Origin of the sequence: Mesorhizobium sp. LNJC405B00, assembly GCF_000502615.1 — a bacterium.
In the GTDB taxonomy this organism is placed as follows: domain Bacteria; phylum Pseudomonadota; class Alphaproteobacteria; order Rhizobiales; family Rhizobiaceae; genus Mesorhizobium.
In genome coordinates this window covers 1-21517 of record NZ_AYWC01000016.1, presented here as the reverse complement: position 1 = coordinate 21517, position 21517 = coordinate 1, and the positions used below count along the sequence as shown (strand labels likewise).

Here is a 21517-nt window from a genome sequence, read left to right as displayed (position 1 = left end):
AGAAAGGCTTTAAGCTGCCGTCCGAGTCACTCGTGCCTAGCCGCCCAGAACAGGATTTTGCCATGGCAATGGATGCCCACGACATCGAAAAACTGATCAAGGACGGCATTCCGGACGCCAAGGTGACGATCCGCGACCTCGCCGGTGACGGCGATCACTATGCAGCCGAAGTGGTGGCCGAAAGCTTCCGCGGAAAGAGCCGCGTCCAGCAGCACCAAATGGTCTATGATGCGCTGAAGGGCAATATGGGCGGCGTGCTGCACGCGCTGGCCCTGCAGACCAGCGTGCCGGACTGAAGCCAGACTGGCCTACTGTTTCTGCGGCGGCTGCTTCGCCGACACTGACGTGATCGGCTTCGCCGACACTGAGATGATCGGGCCCGCCGGGTATTTTCCGCCGACGATCATTCTTTTCCCATCCGACAGCGCGGAGACCGCGCCGTCGAGGAACAGCGCGTTGCGGCATTGTAGCGCGTCGCGAAACAGCCGCGCAAAGCTGCCGAAACTGACCTCAGACCGCGAGATCACCAGCAAAACGGTGTTTTCATCGCGCACGCCGACGCCGTTGCGGATGTAGCGCGAGGTTCCGTTCGGCTCGAAGCGTGGGTGAATCTTGCCATCGATCACCAGCATCGGGCCGGACTGCGTGGCGAAGGCAACATCGCGTTTGGTGACCGCATAGGCGTTGCTTTCCATGACAGCCGCCTTGCCGTCCTTGCCCACCAGAAAAACGCCGTTCGGTTTCAGGAAGAAATTGCCTTCGCCGTGGGCAAGATTGAGCCGTGACTTTTCGCTGCCGTCCTCGACCAGGAGCCCGACCGGCGACAAATCCTCGTGATACATGCCGCCATTCATGGCGAGCAGCACCGGCCTCCCCTCGCCCGCAACCGCCTTTTCGAAGGCTTCGAGCGAACCAAAAGGCTTGCCATCGGCGCCGGCGTGGAAAACACCGATGCTGTCGGCGCGAAGATCGATCTCGCAAACGACATAGGTCACCGCCTCGAAGGCGACATTCCGGCAAGTCGCGGGCAGGTCACCGCCAATGACCAGCGGCGGCGGCTCCGGGCGTCTCGGCCACCAGACAACGGCAATCGCCGCCAGCAGGATGGCGATCGGAAGGGCGGCGCCATATCGTCTTTTCATCATGTTCCGAAGGCTGCAATCGGGTCGGATGCTTGGCCCAAGACAGGCGATCCTTTGCGCCATTTCCGCGACGGCGGCGCAAACATCTTGTTTCGGCCCATCTATGGGTTTATTTGATGGCTATGCTTCGAGCCTGACTCCCACAGGCGTGAAAGGATATCTCATGAGCGGCATCAACGACTACATCGACAGCGAAGTGAAGGGCAACGACGTCGTCCTTTTCATGAAGGGCACGCCCGGTTTTCCGCAGTGCGGCTTTTCCGGCCAGGTCGTCCAGATCCTCGATTACATCGGCGCCGACTACAAGGGCGTCGACGTGCTGACCTCGGCCGAACTGCGCCAGGGCATCAAGGAATATTCGAACTGGCCGACGATCCCGCAGCTTTACGTCAAGGGCGAATTCGTCGGCGGCTGCGACATCATCCGCGAAATGTTCCAGGCGGGCGAGCTGCAGACGTTGCTCGTCGACAAGGGCGTCAGCGTCAAAGCGACAGCCTGATTCTGAGTTGAGACGGGGCAGCCCCGCCCCGGCAAAATGTTACCTCCCCCTATCGGAGTGAGGACGAACTTATGCGCCGGCATGCCGGCGCATATTCGTTTTGAAGATCGGACCCGCCGTGGACCAGCCAGCAAAAGCGCCGCAACAGGCACGCAAATTGCCTATTCCGCGCTGGGAATTCATCGCGCTGTGCGCGGCACTGATGGCGTTGAACTCGCTGGCCATCGACATCATGCTGCCGGCACTGCAGCAAATCGGCGCCACGCTTGGCGTTGAGAATGAAAACCACCGCCAGTATGTGATCACCGCCTATATATTGGGCTTCGGTGGCGGACAGCTTTTCTTCGGACCGATCTCGGACCGGTTCGGGCGCCGCGCGCCGCTCGTTGCCGGGCTGGCGATTTATGTCGTGGCGGCGGCAGCAGCCGCCATCGCCCCGTCATTCGCCGTCCTACTGCTGTGCCGGCTGGTGCAAGGCATCGGTGCGGCGGCGACCCGCGTCATCGCCGTCTCGATCGTGCGCGACACGTTCGACGGTCGGCGCATGGCCGAGGTGATGTCTCTGATCTTCATGGTGTTCATGGCCATCCCGGTGATCGCGCCTGGGATCGGCCAGTTCATCATGCTGTTCGCAACATGGCACTGGATCTTCGTCACCATGGCCGTCGGAGCGCTGATCGTGTCGGCGTGGTCGCTGCTGCGGCTGCCGGAGACGCTGCATCCGGAGTACCGCCGGCCGCTGACAGTCTCATCCGTCGTCGGTGGTTTCCGCATCGTGCTCACCAACCGCATGGCGCTTTGCTACGCCTTTGCCAGCACCTTCATTTTCGCCGCCATGTTCGGCTTCATCGCCTCCGCACAGCAGATCTATGTCGACATTTTTCATGTCGGCGAATTGTTTCCTGTCATCTTCGCGGGTGTCGCCGGCGTTCTCGCTTTTTCGAACTACCTCAACTCGCGCCTGGTCGGCCGCATCGGCATGCGCCGCCTGTCGCAGAGCGCACTGCTGTTGTTCCTGGTGATCAGCCTTGCCTGGCTCACCGTTTCGCTTCAAATGAAGATGCCACTCTGGCTGTTCATCACCTTCTTCGCCAGCGCGATGCTCCCGTTCGGCGCGCTCGGCGCCAATTTCAACGCGCTCGCGATGGAGCCGCTCGGCCAACTGGCGGGCACCGCGTCGTCCATCCTGGGCTTCATGCAGACTTTTCTCGGCGGCATCCTCGGCACGCTGATCGGCCAGGCCTTCAACGGCACGGTGACGCCGCTTGCCGCCGGCTTCTGCAGCGTCTCGGTCGCGGCCCTGCTGATGATCCTGATCGCCGAGCGCGGCAAGATGTTCCAGCCGCACAACCCACCCATTTCAGGGCACGTCACCGACCTGCATTGAGCAACTGTTCTGCGCTACGAGTTTTATTTGTCTCAGACCGCAGCCACCTTCAAGCGACGCGTTTCAGGATGCGCCGCCAATCACTGCCGTGAAACGAGGGAACAGCGGGCGCCCTGCGATGGCGCCACCCATGCTGTCCGAAAGAGGCATCGGCAGAGCCTTGTCGAGAGCTTCGAGCACGGATGACACAAAGACCCGGTTGAGCGAGGCATCATCTCCCATATGGGAGAAAGTGGCGCGCGGTTTGCCCATCAGCGTGCCGTTTTTGCGAATTGAGAAACTCAGCGTCAGGGTCATGCCAGCACTTCCAGGCGGCGGCTGCCAACAGGCAAAGATCGCGGAAAACATCTCGTCTATGGTATCGACGGGATCGCGACTGCCGCACGCGCGTTCCTGCGATCTTGCCTCAGTGGCGCCAGCGGCGGCCAAGGCAAGTGCAAGCGCCGTTGCAACAATTGCGGACCGATGTTTCATTTCGCAGCTTCCGACTTCGCGAGAGATTGGACACTATAACAGAGCCAATATACTTGACGAAAGCCTCTACCAGCAGTTGGACCGATTATTGCGCCCAGAGTTCCCTGCGCAACTCCTGCCAGCTTTCCTTGTCCGGGGCGACAAGAATGCCGCCGTCGATATGCGAGGGCAGATAGGCGCTGCCGTCGATCCGCGCGGTGTAGCCGCCGGCCTCGGCGTGGATCAGCACACCGACCAGATGGTCCCACGGCATCAGTTTGTTGTAGACGACGAAATGGGCATGGCCGCTGGCCAGAAGACGGTATTCATGTGCCGCGCAGCGATAGCCGAACTGCGACAGGGTCTTGGTCTGGTTGCGCGCCAGGAGCGAGCGTTGCGGTTCCGCCAGATATTGCCAGGAGACGGAGCCGGTCATCTGCGAGATCGGCACGGCATCGGCGACGTGCACCGTCTCCAGCGCGCCATGCGCATGGCGGATATGGCTGCCGGCGCCCTTGGCGCCGATCAGCCAGTCCCGGCCTACGGGGTCATGGATGATACCGGCGACGGTTTCGCCCTTGACGACGACGCTCAGCATGACGCCGAAGAGCGGCACGCCGGAGGCGAAGTTGAAGGTGCCGTCGACCGGGTCGACGACGAAGGCGAGGTCGGCATCGCCGAGCCCCTGAAGCAGCGCCGGATTGTCGGAACAGGCTTCCTCGCCGACGATCATCGCCGTGGGATAGCGCTCGCGCAGCCTGGCCGTGATCAGCCGCTCGGCGTTGATGTCGGCCTCGGTCACCAGGTCGGCAGCCGAGGTCTTCTGTCTGATGTCGCCCTCGCCCAGCCGGCGGAAGCGCGGCATGATTTCGGCCCTGGCTGCATCGGCGAGAAGCTCGGCCAGCCAGTCGATCGCTTGGTCGTCAAATATCATCGGAAATGTCTTGTCCTGTGCTGAGGCTGCCATTGAGGGCGGCAAAGTCGAACAGCTTTCTGTCGAGCAGATGCGAGGGCCTGGTGTTGGACAGCGCGCGCAGCATCGTATCCTTGCGGCCCGGTATGCGCTTTTCCATATCGTCCAGCATCGCCTTCATGGCGTTGCGCTGCAGGCCTTCCTGGCTGCCGCAGAGATCGCAGGGAATGATCGGGAATTTCATCGCGGCGGCGAATTTCTCCAGATCGACCTCGGCGCAGTAGCTCAGCGGCCGCAGCACCATGACGTCACCGTCGTCATTGAGCAGCTTTGGCGGCATGGCGGCAAGGCGGCCGCCATGGATTAGATTCATGAAGAAGGTTTCGAGAATGTCCTCGCGGTGGTGGCCGAGCACCAGCGCCGAACAGCCCTCCTCGCGCGCGATGCGATAGAGATGGCCGCGCCGCAGCCGCGAGCACAGCGAACAATAGGTGCTGCCCTGAGGCAGCTTGTCGGTGACCACCGAATAGGTGTCCTGATACTCGATGCGATGGGCGATGCCATGCGCATTGAGGTAATCGGGCAAAATGTGCTTCGGAAAGTTCGGCTGGCCCTGGTCGAGATTGCAGGCGAGCAGCTCGACCGGCAAAAGGCCGCGCCATTTGAGATCGAGCAGCACGGCGAGCAGGCCGTAGGAATCTTTGCCGCCGGACAAGGCCACCAGCCAGCGGTCGCCGGGCCTCGCCATGGCGAAATCCTCGACCGCCTGACGGGTTAACCGCAACAGCCGCTTACGCAGTTTGTTGAACTCGACCGATGACGGCACGTCGGCAAACAGCGGATGGAAGCCGCCTTCAGCAATCGGTTCAACTTTTTCGATGTCTGCCAGCATATTCATGGATTGTCGCTTTCCATAGCCGAGAGTGCCGGATTAGCGGACATGGCCGACAAAGAAAAGGCCGCCTCGACGGGCGGCCCTTTCCGGTATCGCAGAAAAGCGATCGATCAGCGCGAATAGAATTCGACGACCAGGTTCGGCTCCATCTGCACGGCGAACGGAACGTCGGCCAGGCCGGGGATGCGCGAGAAGGTCGCGACCATCTTGTTGTGATCGACTTCGATATAGTCCGGCACGTCGCGCTCGGCGAGGCCGACCGCTTCCAGCACGATGACCAGCTGCTTCGACTTTTCGCGCACTTCGACGACGTCGCCCGGCTTGCAACGGTACGAGCCGATGTTGACGCGCTTGCCGTTGACGTTGACGTGGCCGTGGTTGACGAACTGGCGAGCCGCGAAAATGGTCGGCACGAACTTGGAGCGGTAGACGACCGCGTCGAGACGCGACTCGAGCAGGCCGATCAGGTTCTCGGAGGTGTCGCCCTTGCGGCGATCAGCCTCTTCATAGACTTTGCGGAACTGCTTTTCGGAGACATCACCATAGTGACCCTTCAGCTTCTGCTTGGCGCGCAGCTGCAGGCCGAAATCGGAAAGCTTGCCCTTGCGGCGCTGGCCGTGCTGGCCGGGGCCGTATTCACGCTTGTTGACCGGGGACTTCGGGCGGCCCCAGATGTTTTCGCCGAGACGGCGGTCGATCTTGTACTTCGCGGATTCGCGCTTGCTCATCGCATTCCCTTTCAAAACAAACCACCCGGAACCTCATGGTCCGGGTGAAGGAAACGCGCCCTCCTCTGGCCTCCGTTTTCGAGGCCTGACAGGGTTTTCCCACGCAACGCGGCGGAAAACCCACGGGACACGTCAGTCTAGACAAAACCCAGGAAACGATAAACCTGCTTTCCCGGGCTTGCCATGCAAAAGAAACAACCGGGCATTGCGGCCCGGTGTTGGTGCGCTCGATAAACGGAGATTTGAGCAGAGTCAAGCGCGTCGCTGGCGCTGGGCCCGGCAACCATATCACGTCTTTGGCGTTGAGTGCCGTGCCGGATGCGGCGGGAGGTTGTTGCGCCGACGGCATTTAGGAAGGGACTGGAGCCAAAGGAGCCCGAAGTCGCATGAAGAAGTTTCCTCTCGTTGGTCGGTGCAGCCGTCCTGGCCGGGACGATGTCGATCGCCGTGCCCGAGCCAGCGATGGCCAAGCATTGGCAGGGCCACAAGCATCGTCAGACCTGCCATGTCGTGGTGAAGAAGAAGGTCATCTGGCGGCATGGCCACAAGAAGGTCATCCGCTACAAGGTGAAGCGCTGCTGGTGACGTCAGGAGTTTCGGGCTTGGCCTGAATCGAAGAAGCCCGTGGTTTCGGCCACGGGCTTTGTTTATCAACTCGGTTCAAGGTTTCAGTCTGCCGATTTCTTCTCCGGCAGGCCTTTGCGCTTGGTCTCTGCGAATTCCTCGAGCTGTTTTTCGCTCATCGAATTGTACATCGACTTCGACGCGCCTTGAAGCTCGCTCTTCCTGGTCTCGCCGCGCTTGGCCGACAGGGCTGCGCCAGCGGCCTTTTGCTGTGCTTTTGAGGTTGCAGGCATATCGGCTCCTCCTTTGCTGCCAAGGGAAGAAACGTTGCGCTCCGGCTACGGTTCCAGCGCTGGCACTTCCGTTCCGCGCTCATGCCAGCCCATGGTCGGCCGGCACTGCCGGCAAACCACCTTCCCGTGCCCGCAACGCCGGTGTAGGACGGCGCCATGAAATCGTTGAACGATCCCTCGCAGGCACTCGCTACCGGCCTCGCGAAAATCCGCACCGAGTTCCATGTGCCGGAGGGATTTCCCCCTGATGTAATGGCCATGGCACAGACGGCGGCCAGGCGCGTGCCCGACCAGCATGCCGACCGCACGGCGATGCCCTTCGTGACGCTCGACCCCGCGGCTTCCACCGATCTTGACCAAGCGTTTTCGATCGAAGCGAGCGGTAGCGACCTTCTGTTGCACTATGCCATTGCCGACGTAGCCTGGTTCGTCGCAGACGGCGACGCGGTGGATCGCGAAGCCTGGGCGCGGGGCGAAACCCTGTATTTGCCGGACGGGAAGGCCGGGCTCTATCCCCGGGTCATTGCCGAGGGCGCCGCGAGCTTGCTGCCCGGCGGTCCGCGTCCGGCTGTCATCTTCACGGTCCGGATCGCCGACGACGGAGCGGTAAGGCTGGATGGCGCGGAGCGGGCAATCATTCAAAGCCGCGCCAAGCTCGCCTATGACAGCGTGCAGGCCGCCGACGTCCCAGTCGGCTTCGCCGAAATCGCGCGGCGCATGGCGGCGGCCGAAGATCGTCGCGGCGCTTCGCGCGTCGACCCGCCCGAGCAGGAGGTGGAACAGCTTGCCGATGGCACATTCCAGCTTGCGTTCAGACCGCTGCTGCAATCCGAGCAAGACAACGCAGCACTTTCGCTGGCCGCCAACATGGCGATTGCCGACGCCATGCTGGCACACCGGACCGGGTTGTTCCGGGTGATGGCGCCGCCCGATGCTTCCAAAGTACAAAGACTGCGCAGCGCGGCACGGGCCTTAGGCCTGTCCTGGCCTCCTTCGACCAGCCTGTCCGACTATCAGCGAACCCTCGATCCGACCAACATGCAACAGGCAGCGCTGATGCTGGAAATCCGCCGCGCCGGCTCCGGTGCGTCCTACCAACCCTATGAAGAAGGCGTTGTCCCCTGGCACGAGGCGATGGCCGCGACCTATGCCCACGCCACCGCACCCCTGAGGCGGCTGGCCGATCGCTATGTCGTGCGCTGCGTGCTGGCCATCGTCAACGGCCAGCCGGTGCCGCAAGCCGTTACCGAGGCGTTTTCCGGACTGCCAAAGGTGATGGGCCGCGCAGGCGCCCGCGCCTCGCAGATCAACCACGCGGCCATCGACCTTGCCGAGGCGGTGATGCTGAGGGGGCGCGTGGGTGAAACATTCAAGGCCGTCGTCACCGACGTCGGTGATCAGCGTGCGCGCGTTCAGCTCTCGGACATGCCTGTCGTTGCGAATGTGAAGGCCTCAGGGTTCAGGCAGGGCGATGGCCTGACGCTAAGGCTTGTTTCGGCCGATCCGGATCGGCGCGTCATTGTCTTCGAACCTGTCTAAAGCGCGTCGGCGACGCGCTTTGGCTTTTTTGTTTTTTGCATGTCGTTGTCCCAAAACCGCTGCGCACTTTTGGGCGACATGCATTAGCGCGCGCTCAATCCAAAACCCTGCATCAGCCGGCTGATGGCGAAATCCGCCTTTCCCGAGGTAAAGACGGCGATGTCGGGCTCGCTTTGCGGCAATGGCCCGTCGACAGCCGGAAGCAGCGACAGAGCACGCCGCGCAATCGCCTCGGCCGGGTCGATCCAGTCGACCGGCCAGGGCGCGGTCTTGCGCATGCGATTGGCCAGGAACGGATAGTGCGTGCAGGCGAGCACGACGATGTCCGTGCGCAAATCGTCATGCTGGACGAAACACGGTGCGATCTCGGCACGCACGGCCTCCTCGTCGACAAAGCCCTCGCGCATGTAGGCCTCGGCCAGTCCGGCCAGATTGTTGCTGCCGACCAGCCGGACATGGCATTTCTGCGCCCATTTGCCGATCAGGTCGCGCGTGTACTGGCGCTTCACCGTGCCCGGCGTCGCCAGCACCGAGACCAGCCCGGACCGGGTGCGCTCGGCAGCCGGCTTGATTGCCGGCACCGTGCCGACAAAGGGATGGCCAGGGAATTTTTCCCGCAACGCATCGATCACCAGCGTCGAAGCGGTATTGCAGGCGACGACCGAAATTTCCGGATCAAAACGGTCGAGCAGCTTGGCGAAGAGCTCGACTATATGGGCCTGCAGCGCCGGCTCTTCCCAGGCGCCGTAGGGAAAGGCCTTGTCATCGGCGACGTAGACGAAGCGCCGGTCGGGCATCAGCACGCGCGCTTCGCGCAGCACGGTCAATCCGCCAACGCCGGAATCGAACATCAGTATCGGACGGTGGCTCATTGATATCGGACCATGAAAGAGGCTGGATCAGAAGGCTTGGCGGTCATTGGCCAATGCCGTTCTATCTGCAACCATCATGGCCTTGAAGTGGCGAATGTTAGCAACTTCCACGCAAAGCCGGCGAAGACGACCTTGCCTCGGCTGCTCTAGAGCCCGCGCTTGCCGAAGCCGGCGGGCCGCGGACGGCCCAGAGGCTGGGCGGACGGCACCGAGCGCGTGGCCGGTGTGGCGTTGCGCATAGAAGACTGTGCCGCGCTGCTGGCCATCCGGCTGGATGCCGCAGGCATGGGCGTATCGCCATCGAAATCGAAAACCGATGTCAGTTCGTCGATATTGATGCCCGCCACCGGCTTAGCCACCAGAATCGTGCACCAAAGGCCAAAGATCGACAGCGCAAGCAGGTTCAAACCGCTGGACGTGCTTTCCGGATTGTTGAAATCGATGACCAGCAGCGTGCCTGCCTGCAGAAAGGCGTAGATGGCGCAGAACACGATGTAGGACCACAGGATCCAGGCTTTGCCGTTGGCGTCGCGGCTGCGTCGCCAGGCGATGTTGGCACGCATGACCACAGCCAGGAGGGAAACGATCAGAACCGCGCCTGCCATCCCTTGCCGCGATGGACCGGGCGCCGAGTTGACCAGCCCCTCAAAGCCGATCGTGCCAACGATGCACAGCACGGCAAGAACGGCCTCGAGCAGGGCTACGCCGAGGGAATAGAAGAAGAAGCGCATACGGCCGATTTTGGACGTGAACATCTGCCACCCCACCGTTTTGACAACAATGGATGATAAGCAAATAAAATTCGGTTACTTCAGCCGTTCGAAGCTTAGCGATTTCTAATCTTCTTTATCTGCCTGGGGTTTTCGCGCAGCGGCCGGCAAACGCCTTGGATCGTCTCCCGGCGAGCCGTCACCGCGCGGCATGGCCGGCGAAAACCGGTCGAGCGACGAGATGATGCCGCGCAGCACTTTCAGTTCCGGCTCGGCGAAACCGGCGCGCGTCAAGACGGCGCGCAGATTGTCGACCATCTTGGGTTTCTTGGGCGCCGGGCGGAAATAACCGCGCGCTTCGAGCGCGCCTTCGAGATAGGCAAACAGGCCGTGCAACTCTTCCTTGCTCGCCGGCTTCATTTCAGGACTGGAGAAATTAGTCGCCGTCTCGTCCTCCAGGCCGGATTTCATCCATTCATAGGACATCAACAGCACGGCCTGGGCGATGTTGAGCGACGAAAAGCCGGGATCGACCGGAAAGGTGACGATCTCGTCGGCCAGCCCGACCTCGTCATTGTAGAGCCCAAAACGCTCGCGGCCGAACAAGATGCCGGTGCGCAGGCCGGCCATCTGACGCGCCCTCAGCGCCCTGCCCGCCTCGACCGGACCACGCACGGGTTTGAAGCCGTCGCGCTCCCGCGCCGTGGTGGCGAAGACGAAGTTGAGGTCGGCGACGGCGGACGCCAGATCGCCGAACACTGTTACGGAATCGATGACATGGTCGGCGCGGCTGGCGGCGGCGCGCGCCTTCTCGCTCGGCCAGCCGTCACGCGGGTTGACCAGTCTCAGTTCGGCAAGGCCGAAATTGGCCATGGCGCGCGCAACCATGCCGATATTCTCGCCGAGCTGCGGCTCGACCAGGATGATCGCCGGCCCGGCGGCGGATGCGTTTTCAGGATGATCGACGGCGGACATGATCTCAATGAACTGCTGTTTGCGGCATTTCAGCGTTCCCTGCCACATCCGCTCGGCAAAATGAAGCTTTTGCAAAACACCGGTCGCGGCACAGACGACCCATTCTGCACGGATCGGCGTTTGCGCGGCCAAATAGGCTTTGATATACGCTCCGCATCCCCGGCCGAAGCCATGCGGGCAAGGCCGTTTAGTTCCCCAAAAGCGAGGCATTCTTTTCATGGCGAAGATCAAGGTGGCGAACCCGGTCGTCGAGCTCGACGGCGACGAGATGACCCGCATCATCTGGCAGTTCATCAAGGACAAGCTGATCCACCCTTATCTCGACCTGAAGCTCGAATATTACGACCTCGGCGTCGAGCACCGCGACGCCACCAACGACCAGGTGACCATCGATTCGGCCAATGCCATCAAGAAATGGGGCGTTGGCGTGAAATGCGCGACGATCACGCCCGACGAGCAGCGCGTCGAGGAATTCAAGCTGAAGAAGATGTGGAAGTCGCCGAACGGCACCATCCGTAACATTCTCGGCGGCACCATTTTCCGCGAACCGATCATCATGAAGAACGTGCCGCGTCTGGTGCCGGGATGGACCAAGCCCATCATCGTCGGCCGTCATGCTTTCGGCGACCAGTATCGCGCCACCGACTTCCGCTTCCCCGGCAAGGGCAAGCTGACCATCAAGTTCGTCGGCGAGGACGGCAAGGTGATCGAGCATGACGTGTACGACGCACCCGGCGCCGGCGTTGCCGTGGCGATGTACAATCTCGACGACTCCATCCGGGAATTCGCCCGCGCCTCGCTGAATTACGGCCTGCTGCGCAACTATCCGGTTTATCTCTCGACCAAGAACACCATCCTCAAAGCCTATGATGGCCGCTTCAAGGACATTTTCCAGGAGGTCTACGAGGCTGAATTCGAGGCCGAGTTCAAGGCGAAGAAGCTGTGGTACGAGCACCGGCTGATCGACGACATGGTGGCCTCCGCCCTGAAATGGTCTGGCGGCTACGTCTGGGCCTGCAAGAATTATGACGGCGACGTCCAGTCCGACACGGTGGCGCAAGGTTTTGGCTCGCTTGGCCTGATGACCTCCGTGCTGATGACGCCGGACGGCAAGACGGTGGAAGCGGAGGCCGCGCACGGCACCGTGACGCGCCACTATCGCCAGCACCAGAAGGGCGAGGAAACCTCGACCAATTCGATCGCCTCGATCTTCGCCTGGACGCGCGGCCTCGCCCACCGCGCCAAGCTCGACGACAATGCCGAGTTGAAGCGATTTGCCGACACGCTGGAGAAGGTCTGCATCCAGACGGTTGAGAGCGGCTTCATGACCAAGGACCTGTCGCTCTTGATCGGTCCCGACCAACCATGGCTGTCGACCACCGGCTTCCTCGACAAGATCGACGAGAATTTGCAGAAGGCGATGGCGTAAGCCGGCAGCCATGGCCAAGCCGGTCGTCTACGGGGCGGACTACAGCGTCTATGTGCGCATCGTCCGCCTCGTGTTGGCGGAAAAAGGCATCGACTACGACCTTGTGCCGGTCGATGTCTTTGCCGCCGAGGGCACTCCCGCCTGGTACTTCGAGCATCACCCTTTCGGCCGCATTCCGGCCTTCGAGCACGGCGGGTTTCGCCTGTTCGAAACCAGCGCAATCGCCCGCTATGTCGACGAGGCGTTCGACGGCCCGGCACTGCAGCCAAAAGACGCCCGCACCCGCGCAACGATGAACCAGATCATCGGCATGCTCGACGCCTATGCCTACAGATCGATGGTCTGGGACGTCGCCGTCGAGCGGCTTGAGAAGGAAGCGCCAGACGAGGCACTGGTCGCTAACGGGCTGCGCCAGGCGGAAACGGTGCTGCGGGTGCTCACCGCACTCAAGCCTCCCGGGCCGTGGCTGCTCGGGGACCAGCTGACGCTGGCCGACCTGCATGCAGCATCCATCATCGCCTATTTCGTCAAGGTCGCCGACGGGCAAAAGCTGCTTGCGGCGTTCGCCGACATCCAGGCCTGGTGGGAGGGCATCGCAAAACGTCCGAGCCTGGCGGCGGGCTGATATGGGTTCGGGCCATGGCTGACCCATCTCGCCAGGACGCGCTCACCATCGCCAGAATTGTCAGGGTCAACCACGCCGGTGAGTTTGGTGCGATCAGGATCTATTCGGCGCAGATTCTTGTCGCCAGGCGCTTATGGCCGGATTGCGTGCCATCCTTGTCGGAGATGCTCGGGCACGAGCGCACGCATTGCGCCGCCTTCCGTGCCGCCATGCCGGCGCGGAAGGCGCGACCGTGCCGGGTGATGCAATTCTGGAGCTGGGGTGGCTGGCTGCTGGGTTTTGTCACCGCCCTGCTCGGTCCGCAAGGCATCTGGGCCTGCACGGCGGCGGTTGAAGCGGCGGTGCATCGCCATCTGGACGATCAGCTGTTTTTCCTCGCCAATCGCGACCACGACTTGCACGGCATCATCCTGGCGATCCGCGAGGAAGAGCTCGCCCATCTCCATCACGCCGAAGAGCAGCTGAAATCGCCCGGCCCGGCGCTGAACTTTTTACGGTCGCTGATTTCGATCGCCACGGACGTGCTGATCTGGCTGTCCACCTGGGGCGATTCCAGCAGAATGACGCGCGCCCTGAAGGCGGCGAAAAGAACTAGACTAGCTAGACGGACCGTCTAAGAGCTGATTGCCGGCTTGCCACTATCAGCCACAGAATGGCAAGCACGGCGGCGAAGGCCGGAAAGCCGCACACGAACCAGATACGACATAGGGTGGCTTTCAGGCTGCCTCCAGCGCCGCCCTCACCGCGGCGATCGCATCATTGGCCTTCGAGGCGTCCGGGCCGCCGGCTTGCGCCATGTCGGGCCGTCCGCCACCGCCCTGCCCGCCCAATGCGGCCGAGGCAACGCGCACAAGATCGACAGCGCTGAAGCGGCCGACGAGATCGTCCGTCACTGCGACCACGACACTTGCCTTGTTGTCTTCGCCCGCACCGACGAAGACGACGACGCCTGAGCCGAGCGAAGTCTTGCCGGCATCGGCCAGCGGCTTCAAATCCTTCGGCGACACGCCGGAAACCGCTTTGCCGAGGAAGCCGATACCGGNTACCGGCGACGGTTTCGGTGGTGGCCGGAGCATCGGCCGCGGCACCACCGCCCAGCGCGAGTTTCTTGCGCGCTTCGCTCAGCTCCTTCTCGAGCTTCTTGCGCTCCTCGAGCAGCGTCTCGACACGCGCCGGCACGTCGGCCGGCGAGATCTTCAGCACGGCCGCAGTTGCCTTCAGGCGCCTGTCCTGCTCATCGAGATGTTTGCGCGCGGCTTCGCCGGTCAGCGCCTCGATGCGGCGCACTCCGGCGGCGACCGCGCTGTCGGAGACGACACGGACCAGGCCGATATCGCCGGTCGCCCGGACATGGGTGCCGCCACAAAGTTCGACGGAATAGGGTCTATTGGCCTTGGCGCCATGCACGCCGGTGCCCATCGAGACGACACGCACCTCGTCACCATATTTCTCGCCGAACAGCGCCATGGCGCCCTCGGCAATGGCGTCATCGACCGACATCAGGCGCGTCGTCACCGGGCTGTTCTGGACGACGATTTCGTTGGCCATGCGCTCGACCTCTTCGAGATCTTCGGCCGAGATCGGCTTGTTGTGCGAGATGTCGAAGCGCAGGCGCTCGGGCGCGACCAGCGAACCTTTCTGCGCGACATGGGTGCCCAGCACCTCGCGCAGCGCCTCATGGATCAGATGCGTTGCCGAATGGTTGGCACGCAGCCGGGTGCGGCGCGCATGGTCAACCTTCAGCTCGACGGCTGCACCTGGCTTGACCGTGCCGTTCGTCACCTTGCCCAGATGCACGAACAGGCCGTCGGCCTTTTTCTGCGTGTCGGAAACCTCGATCGAGAAACCTTCGCCGGAGATGATGCCGGTGTCGCCCATCTGGCCGCCCGACTCGCCATAGAACGGCGTCTGGTTGACGACCACCGCCACCGCGTCGCCCTTGCCGGCGCTATCGACTGTCTTGCCGTCCTTGACCAGGGCCTGGATGAGATCGGAAGAGCGTCGTGTAGGGAANGGTGGCGCCGGCCTTCTCGCGTACAGAAAACCAGATGGTCTCGGTGGCCGCGTCGCCGGAGCCAGCCCAATGCTTGCGCGCTTCGGCCTTCTGCTGCTCCATCGCATGGGTGAAGCCGGCAAGGTCGACCGAGATGTTGCGCTGGCGCAGTGCGTCCTGCGTCAGATCGAGCGGGAAGCCGTACGTGTCATAGAGCTTGAACGCCGTCTCGCCATCCAGCATATCGCCGGCGTGCAGCGTATCCGTCGCCTCCGAGAGCAGGCCGAGGCCGCGCACCAGCGTCTTGCGGAACCTGGTCTCCTCGAGCTTCAGCGTCTCGGTAATCAGCTGTTCTCCGCGCAGCAGTTCGGGATAGGCCTGGCCCATCTCACGCACTAGCGCCGGCACCAGCTTCCACATCAACGGCTCCTTGGCGCCGAGCAACTGCGCATGGCGCATGGCGCGGCGCATGATGCGGCGCAGCACATAGCCGCGGCCTTCGTTCGACGGCAGCACGCCGTCGGCAACCAGGAAGGAGGACGAGCGCAGATGATCGGCAATGACGCGGAAGGAGGCGACCGTCTCCTTGTCCGGGGCCTGCCCGAGCGCTGACGAGGCCGCATCGATCAGATGACGGAACAGGTCGGTCTCGAAGACGCTCTCCACCCCTTGCAGGATGGAGGCCATGCGCTCGAGGCCCATGCCGGTGTCGATCGACGGCCGCGGCAGGTCGATGCGCTCATCCTTGGTGACCTGCTCATACTGCATGAACACCAGGTTCCAGAATTCAAGGAAGCGGTCGCCGTCCTCCTCCGGGCTGCCGGGAGGGCCGCCCCAGATGTGCTCGCCACGGTCGATGAAGATTTCCGAGCACGGCCCGCACGGTCCGGTGTCGCCCATAGCCCAGAAATTGTCGGAGGTCGGGATGCGGATGATGCGGTCATCGGAGAAACCGGCGATCTTCTTCCAGAAGCCGGCCGCCTCGTCATCGGTGTGATAGACGGTGACCAGCAGCTTGTCCTTGTTCAGCCCGAACTCCTTGGTGATCAGGTTCCAGGCCAGTTCGATGGCGCGCTCCTTGAAATAGTCGCCGAAGGAGAAATTGCCGAGCATTTCGAAGAAGGTCAGATGGCGCGCGGTGTAGCCGACATTGTCGAGGTCGTTGTGCTTGCCGCCGGCGCGCACGCTTTTCTGCGCGGTGGTGGCGCGCGAATAGGACCGCTTCTCCAGGCCGGTGAAGACGTTCTTGAACTGCACCATGCCGGCATTGGTGAACATCAGCGTCGGGTCGTTGCGCGGCACCAGCGGGCTCGAGGCCACGACCTCGTGGCCCTCCTTGCGGAAATAGTCGAGGAATGTCGACCGGATCTCGTTCACGCCACTCATGACTGCTGCCTTTTCGCGAAAACCGCCGGCACGGCCGGCGGACACTGGTCTCTGCTTTTTAGAAAATCGACTTGGCCTTTTAGCGGGCACGCCCCACCCTGTCCAGAAACACGGAATTGGGCCAATCCGGCAACTGCCAAGCCGGCTTCACGCTGCCCAAAAACGAAAACCGCCGGCGCGAAGGCCGGCGGTTTGAAACGCAATACTAAAGAACTCGGTTACTTAAGCATCGGATAATAGACCGGATTTATGGCCGAACTCTGGCCGTACCCTACATGGCGCCGGATTCTTCCTCGAAGCCGTCGTCGCTTTCACCGCGCTCGGGGCCGCCATTTTCGAGAAACTTCTCGGCGATCAGCCCGGCATTCTGCCTGAGTGCCAGTTCGATCTCACGCGCCGTGTCGGGATTGTCGCGCAGGAACAGTTTGGCGTTTTCGCGACCTTGGCCGAGACGCTGCGAATTGTAGGAGAACCAGGCGCCCGACTTCTCGACCACGCCGGCCTTGACGCCGAGGTCGACCAGTTCGCCGGTCTTGGAGACGCCCTCGCCATACATGATGTCGAACTCGACCACCTTGAAGGGCGGCGCCAGCTTGTTCTTGACCACCTTGACCCGGGTCTGGTTGCCGACGACCTCGTCGCGGTCCTTGACCGAGCCGATGCGGCGGATGTCGAGGCGCACCGAAGCGTAGAATTTCAGCGCGTTGCCGCCGGTCGTGGTTTCGGGCGAACCGAACATGACGCCGATCTTCATGCGGATCTGGTTGATGAAGATGACCATGGTGTTGGAGCGCGAGATCGAGGCGGTCAGCTTGCGCAGCGCCTGGCTCATCAGACGCGCCTGGAGACCGGGCAGAGAATCGCCCATCTCGCCTTCGATTTCGGCGCGCGGCGTCAGCGCCGCCACCGAATCGACGACCAGCACGTCGATGGCGCCTGAACGCACCAGCGTGTCGCATATTTCCAGCGCCTGCTCGCCGGTGTCCGGCTGCGAGATCAAGAGGTTTTCCAGATCGACGCCGAGCTTGCGGGCATAGACCGGATCGAGTGCGTGCTCGGCATCGACGAAGGCGCAGATACCGCCTTTCTTCTGGGCTTCGGCAACTGTGTGCAGCGCCAATGTCGTCTTGCCCGAGCTTTCCGGCCCGTAGATCTCGACGATGCGGCCGCGCGGCAGGCCGCCGACGCCAAGCGCGATGTCGAGGCCCAGCGATCCGGTCGGCACGGTTTCGATCTCGACGACCTGCTCGTTGGCGCCAAGCCGCATGATCGAGCCCTTGCCGAAGGCGCGCTCGATTTGCGACAGCGCCGCGTCCAGAGCCTTTGATTTGTCCACCGCTTTGTCCTCTACAAGCCGCAAAGAATTCTGAGCCATGATACATCACCCCTTGGTCGTCAATGAAGGCCGGACAATCCGTAATCCCTGCCCATTTTGTACTACTTTTGTTCTCGTTTGGCAAGAGGGGTCAAATATCTGAAAAGCAATCTTTATCCGGATTTGTTCTTTTTTTGTCTCATGGTTTCGTTTCCGGATGTATCCACCATTGGGCCAGACGCGCCGGCTGTTTCGATCGGCCGAATCGCCGGCTTGCCTGCGAAGCTCCGCCGCACAGCGTAGCGCTTGTGCGGCTCGAATAACAAAGGTCATATCGCCGGCATGGTGAAATCAGCAAAGATACTGGCGGTGGGCGGCGCCCATATCGATCGCCGCGGCCAGGTGTCGGGCACGTACGTGCCCGCGGCGTCCAACCCCGGCACGATGCGCGAGGATGTCGGCGGCGGCGTATTCAACGCGCTGCGCAGCCTGGTGCGGCGCGGCGTCTCGGCCTCGCTTTTGTCGGTGCGCGGCGGCGATGCCTCGGCCGAGACGGTTGCGCGCGCCATCGCCGACTCCGGCATTGCCGACCTGTCGGCGGTTTTCCTCGACCGCACGACGCCGAGCTACACGGCGCTGATCGATCGCGACGGTGAGCTGATCACCGGCTTTGCCGACATGGCGCTCTACGATTTGGCGTTCCCCAAGCAGATCCGCCGCTCCAAGGTGCGCGAGGTGGTCGCCGAGGCCGATGCGGTGCTCTGCGACGCCAATCTGCCATCAACGGCGCTGGAGCGGCTGGTGGGGCTCGCCGCCGGCAAGCCGGTGTTCGCCATTGCCATTTCGCCGGCCAAGGTGGTGCGGATGATACCGGTGCTGAAGGAGCTCGCGCAGGTCTTCATGAACCGGCGCGAGGCCATGGTGCTGGCCGGCGTCGATGCCAATGCCACCGAGCGCGAGACCATCGACGGACTGCGCTGCAGCGGCCTCACCAGTGGCGTGGTGACGGCGGGCGATGGCCCGGTGCTGGGATTCGACGAAGCCGGCGCCTTCTCTATCCTGCCGCCGGCGCCGAGAAAAGTCGCCGACGTCACCGGCGCCGGCGACGCGCTGGCCGGCGCCACCATCGCTGCCCTGCTGCGCGGCCTGCCCCTGCGCCAGGCATTGCGCGAGGGCGTTGCCGCCGCCACGCTGGCCATTGAAAGCGCCGACGCGGTTCCGGCCTTCACGATTGCGACCTTCACTGAGGCACTGGCTCTTGTGCCCGACGCGCAGGAAATGGCATGAGGGCGGCCAATTGCCATTGCCGGAGCGCGACGTCCAAGCGGACGCGCGGATCTCCGGATCGGAGACCATCATGACACCGCAAAGCGCCCGCCCCTTGATCGACATCCACGCGCCCGTGGCTGAGGCGCTCGCCGCTGGCCGCCCGGTCGTGGCGCTGGAGAGCACCATCATCACCCATGGCATGCCTTACCCCGACAATGGCGCCATGGCCGCCAATGTCGAAAAGATAATCCTGGACAATGGCGCGGTGCCGGCGACGATCGCCGTGGTCGCCGGCCGCATCAAGATCGGACTGTCCGACGGCGAGCGCGAGTCGCTGGCCATGACCGGCGATGCCATGAAGCTGTCGCGCGCCGATCTCGGCTTTGCGGTGGCGCAAGGCCGCACCGGCGGCACCACGGTCGCCGCCACCATGATCGCCGCTGACATGGTCGGGATAAAGGTGTTCGCCACCGGCGGCATTGGCGGCGTCCACAAGGGCGCGGAAAAGAGCTTCGACATCTCGGCCGATCTCGACGAGTTGGCGCGTACGCCGGTCATCGTCGTCTCGGCCGGCGCCAAGGCGATCCTCGACATCGAAAAGACGCTGGAAGTGCTGGAGACGCGCGGCGTGCCGGTGATTGGCCATGGCTGCGAGACGATGCCGGCCTTCTGGTCGCGGCATTCGCCGTTCCGCGCGCCGCTGACCCTGCACAGACCGGAAGAGATCGCGCATTTCTACAAGACCAGGGCGGCACTTGGCCTGGTCGGCGGCATGCTGATCGCCAACCCGGTGCCGCAGGACGATGAAATCCCGGCCGACGAGATGGCCGGCTATATCGAGGCCGCGCAGAAGGCGGCGGAAGCGCAGAATGTGACCGGAAAGGCGGTGACGCCGTTCCTGTTGGGCAAAATCCTCGAACTGACCGGCGGCCGGAGCTTGAAGACCAACATCGCGCTGGTCGAGAACAATGCGCGGTTGGCGGCGAGGATTGCGACGGCGCTGTAGGATCGCCTACGTCGGCGGGACAGCACCCCCCTCTGGCCTGCCGGCCATCTCCCCCGCAAGGAGGGAGATTAACAGCTTAGCCGCAGGCTCCCATTTTCAACGTTGGTGATTGGCGAAGGCCAATGTGACAACTGACCTCCCCCCTTGCGGGGGAGATGTCCGGCAGGACAGAGGGGGGTGGGAAGAAACGCGGCGGTCCCGGTTCACTTCCCCGCCCTTCGTCCCGCCTCATACGCCCGGCGCGCCCACACCCTCATCTCGTCAGGATCATCAAACGCGTCGTCGGGAATGCTCCAGTACGGCATCGCGACCAGCTTGCCGTGGCGGGTGCCGGTATAGGTCCATTGCTTGCAGCCGGCGGCTTCGAAGTCGGGCGCGCTTTGCTCGTCAGCCTTGAGCAGCAATTCGCCGCGCAGCACGATAGCGACGATGACGCCGTCGAAATAGATACCCTTGCCGCCGAACAGTTTTCGGATACTGACCGGGCCGAGGCCTTCGAACAGCTCTTCGATGCGTTCATTGTCCATGCCGCAATCATGTCACCGGGCTTGCCATGGCTGCAACCAAAAACCATGCTGGCAAGTTGAGAGCCATCCGTCGGAGTTCTGTCATGCCGCTGCTGCTCAAGGGATCCTGCCGCTGCGATGCCGTCCATTTCGAGGTGGAGAGCAACACGCCGGTGCCGTTCATGCTGTGCTACTGCTCGATCTGCCGCAAGCAGCAGGGCGGCGGCGGCTTCGCCATCAATCTCGGCGCCGATTACAAGACGCTGAAAATCAAGGGCAAGCGCAATCTCGGCGTCTACCAGGCCGAGATCGCGGACGACGAGCATCCAAAGTGTGAGATTTCGACGGGCGAGCGCAATTTCTGCAAGAAGTGCGGTTCGGCGCTCTGGCTCTACGATCCGACATGGCCGGACCTGGTCCACCCCTTCGCCTCGGCAATCGACAGCGAGTTGCCGAAACCGCCGGAGAAGGTGCATCTGATGTTGAAATACAAGGCGAGTTGGGTCGAGCCGGTGATCGGCAAAAAGGACAAGGTCTTCGACGTCTATCCCGAGGAATCGATCGCCGACTGGCACAAGCGGACGAAGATGTGGGTGAAGTAAGCAGGGAGGCGCGGAGCGCGACTTCCGATGGTCAGCGCTGCCCCTCATCCGGCCCTTCGGGCCGTTCGTCATTCGAAAAGCCAAGCAATTGGCTTTTCGCCCGCTGCGCGGACCATTCCACACCTCCCCGTGAACGGCATAGGCGCTAAGATAGGTATTGCCCTGCGGAATCGGGTGTGATTCTACACTGCGATGACANCGCATCCTCGATGCGACAGCGGTTGCCAAGGCCGGTGCGTATGAGAAGAAGAACAATGGTCTTTGGCGCATGCACTGCGCCTTCGAGCTTGAGCGCGAGCAGTTCGACTTCCTCGAGATCACCGACCAGAGCGAGGCCGAGTTGATCGACCGCGTGCCGGTGGTGCCGGGCGAGATCCGCATCGGTGACCGCGCCTATCTGCAGGCCGAGCGGATCG

The 21517-nt window shown here is 62.7% G+C and carries 22 protein-coding genes; 11 read left to right on the top strand and 11 right to left on the bottom strand.

All coding sequences use genetic code 11. From position 1 onward, the window contains the following. The first annotated feature begins 62 nt into the window (after window positions 1-62). A complete protein-coding gene (locus X756_RS141420; protein WP_010909092.1) occupies window positions 63-296 on the top strand; it encodes a BolA family transcriptional regulator in 234 nt (77 codons plus the stop codon). Window positions 297-308: 12 nt separating this feature from the next. Here X756_RS141420 and X756_RS141425 read toward each other — a convergent pair whose 3' ends face one another. Then, on the bottom strand, window positions 309-1145 hold the full coding sequence (locus X756_RS141425; RefSeq protein ID WP_032999616.1) for a phosphodiester glycosidase family protein: 837 nt from the start codon (window positions 1143-1145) through the stop codon (window positions 309-311). Between the two features lie 160 nt (window positions 1146-1305). Between X756_RS141425 and grxD the strand changes: the two genes are divergently transcribed. Beyond that, window positions 1306-1641 carry a Grx4 family monothiol glutaredoxin gene (gene grxD, locus X756_RS141430; RefSeq protein ID WP_023669102.1) on the top strand — a complete coding sequence of 112 codons (336 nt, stop codon included), beginning with the start codon at window positions 1306-1308 and terminating at the stop codon, window positions 1639-1641. Window positions 1642-1759: 118 nt separating this feature from the next. Next, window positions 1760-3028 carry a multidrug effflux MFS transporter gene (locus X756_RS141435; RefSeq protein ID WP_023684881.1) on the top strand — a complete coding sequence of 423 codons (1269 nt, stop codon included), beginning with the start codon at window positions 1760-1762 and terminating at the stop codon, window positions 3026-3028. Window positions 3029-3091: 63 nt separating this feature from the next. Here X756_RS141435 and X756_RS141440 read toward each other — a convergent pair whose 3' ends face one another. The 4 genes from X756_RS141440 to rpsD all read right to left on the bottom strand — a co-directional run bounded on the left by X756_RS141440 (window position 3092) and on the right by rpsD (window position 6017). Next, window positions 3092-3502, bottom strand: a complete 411-nt coding sequence (locus X756_RS141440; RefSeq protein ID WP_023669104.1) for a hypothetical protein — start codon at window positions 3500-3502, stop codon at window positions 3092-3094. Window positions 3503-3587: 85 nt separating this feature from the next. After that, the gene (locus X756_RS141445; RefSeq protein WP_023684879.1) at window positions 3588-4415 is read right to left on the bottom strand and encodes an inositol monophosphatase family protein; all 828 of its coding nucleotides are present in this window, start codon (window positions 4413-4415) and stop codon (window positions 3588-3590) included. Further along, on the bottom strand, window positions 4405-5292 hold the full coding sequence (ttcA, locus tag X756_RS141450) for a tRNA 2-thiocytidine(32) synthetase TtcA (RefSeq protein WP_023731160.1): 888 nt from the start codon (window positions 5290-5292) through the stop codon (window positions 4405-4407). Before ttcA ends, X756_RS141445 begins: the two co-directional genes overlap by 11 nt. Window positions 5293-5399: 107 nt before the next feature. Continuing rightward, the gene (rpsD, locus tag X756_RS141455) at window positions 5400-6017 is read right to left on the bottom strand and encodes a 30S ribosomal protein S4 (RefSeq protein ID WP_023669107.1); all 618 of its coding nucleotides are present in this window, start codon (window positions 6015-6017) and stop codon (window positions 5400-5402) included. Window positions 6018-6422: 405 nt separating this feature from the next. Between rpsD and X756_RS141460 the strand changes: the two genes are divergently transcribed. Next, window positions 6423-6602, top strand: coding sequence for a hypothetical protein (locus tag X756_RS141460; protein WP_023731159.1), 180 nt, complete (start codon window positions 6423-6425; stop codon window positions 6600-6602). A gap of 83 nt (window positions 6603-6685) precedes the next feature. On the opposite strand, the gene X756_RS141465 is transcribed toward X756_RS141460, so the two are convergent. Then, window positions 6686-6874 (bottom strand): DUF3008 family protein, encoded by a 189-nt coding sequence (locus tag X756_RS141465; RefSeq protein WP_023684876.1) that lies wholly within the window; start codon window positions 6872-6874, stop codon window positions 6686-6688. Window positions 6875-7030: 156 nt separating this feature from the next. Between X756_RS141465 and X756_RS141470 the strand changes: the two genes are divergently transcribed. After that, window positions 7031-8413: an RNB domain-containing ribonuclease gene (locus X756_RS141470; protein WP_031239315.1), complete on the top strand. Its 1383-nt coding sequence runs from the start codon at window positions 7031-7033 to the stop codon at window positions 8411-8413. An 83-nt stretch (window positions 8414-8496) separates the two neighbouring features. Here the strand turns inward: X756_RS141470 and murI are convergent, their stop codons facing one another. From murI to X756_RS141485, 3 genes are all read right to left on the bottom strand, one after another. Continuing rightward, window positions 8497-9285 (bottom strand): glutamate racemase, encoded by a 789-nt coding sequence (gene murI / locus X756_RS141475; RefSeq protein WP_023684874.1) that lies wholly within the window; start codon window positions 9283-9285, stop codon window positions 8497-8499. Between the two features lie 146 nt (window positions 9286-9431). Continuing rightward, on the bottom strand, window positions 9432-10016 hold the full coding sequence (locus tag X756_RS141480) for a hypothetical protein (RefSeq protein ID WP_155923883.1): 585 nt from the start codon (window positions 10014-10016) through the stop codon (window positions 9432-9434). Between the two features lie 105 nt (window positions 10017-10121). Continuing rightward, a complete protein-coding gene (locus X756_RS141485) occupies window positions 10122-10970 on the bottom strand; it encodes an RNA methyltransferase (protein WP_031239313.1) in 849 nt (282 codons plus the stop codon). Between the two features lie 217 nt (window positions 10971-11187). Between X756_RS141485 and X756_RS141490 the strand changes: the two genes are divergently transcribed. The 3 genes from X756_RS141490 to X756_RS141500 are packed head-to-tail and all read left to right on the top strand — an operon-like array spanning window position 11188 to window position 13641. Further along, on the top strand, window positions 11188-12399 hold the full coding sequence (locus tag X756_RS141490) for an NADP-dependent isocitrate dehydrogenase (RefSeq protein WP_023731154.1): 1212 nt from the start codon (window positions 11188-11190) through the stop codon (window positions 12397-12399). A gap of 10 nt (window positions 12400-12409) precedes the next feature. Continuing rightward, the gene (locus X756_RS141495) at window positions 12410-13024 is read left to right on the top strand and encodes a glutathione S-transferase family protein (RefSeq protein ID WP_023669115.1); all 615 of its coding nucleotides are present in this window, start codon (window positions 12410-12412) and stop codon (window positions 13022-13024) included. 14 nt (window positions 13025-13038) lie between these two features. Continuing rightward, a complete protein-coding gene (locus X756_RS141500; RefSeq protein ID WP_023731153.1) occupies window positions 13039-13641 on the top strand; it encodes a demethoxyubiquinone hydroxylase family protein in 603 nt (200 codons plus the stop codon). Between the two features lie 3033 nt (window positions 13642-16674). Here the strand turns inward: X756_RS141500 and recA are convergent. Then, complete coding sequence (gene recA / locus X756_RS141505) at window positions 16675-17778, bottom strand: recombinase RecA (RefSeq protein WP_023669117.1); 1104 nt, start codon at window positions 17776-17778, stop codon at window positions 16675-16677. Between the two features lie 282 nt (window positions 17779-18060). On the opposite strand from recA, the gene X756_RS141510 reads away from it, so the two are divergent. Beyond that, entirely contained in the window at window positions 18061-19005 is a 945-nt protein-coding gene (locus X756_RS141510) for a carbohydrate kinase family protein (RefSeq protein ID WP_023734523.1), read from the top strand. Between the two features lie 70 nt (window positions 19006-19075). Continuing rightward, the gene (locus X756_RS141515) at window positions 19076-19993 is read left to right on the top strand and encodes a pseudouridine-5'-phosphate glycosidase (protein WP_031239309.1); all 918 of its coding nucleotides are present in this window, start codon (window positions 19076-19078) and stop codon (window positions 19991-19993) included. A 203-nt stretch (window positions 19994-20196) separates the two neighbouring features. On the opposite strand, the gene X756_RS141520 is transcribed toward X756_RS141515, so the two are convergent. Next, a complete protein-coding gene (locus tag X756_RS141520; protein ID WP_023669120.1) occupies window positions 20197-20520 on the bottom strand; it encodes a TfoX/Sxy family protein in 324 nt (107 codons plus the stop codon). 83 nt (window positions 20521-20603) lie between these two features. On the opposite strand from X756_RS141520, the gene X756_RS141525 reads away from it, so the two are divergent. Beyond that, window positions 20604-21101 carry a GFA family protein gene (locus tag X756_RS141525; RefSeq protein WP_023697559.1) on the top strand — a complete coding sequence of 166 codons (498 nt, stop codon included), beginning with the start codon at window positions 20604-20606 and terminating at the stop codon, window positions 21099-21101. The last annotated feature ends 416 nt before the right edge of the window (window positions 21102-21517 follow it).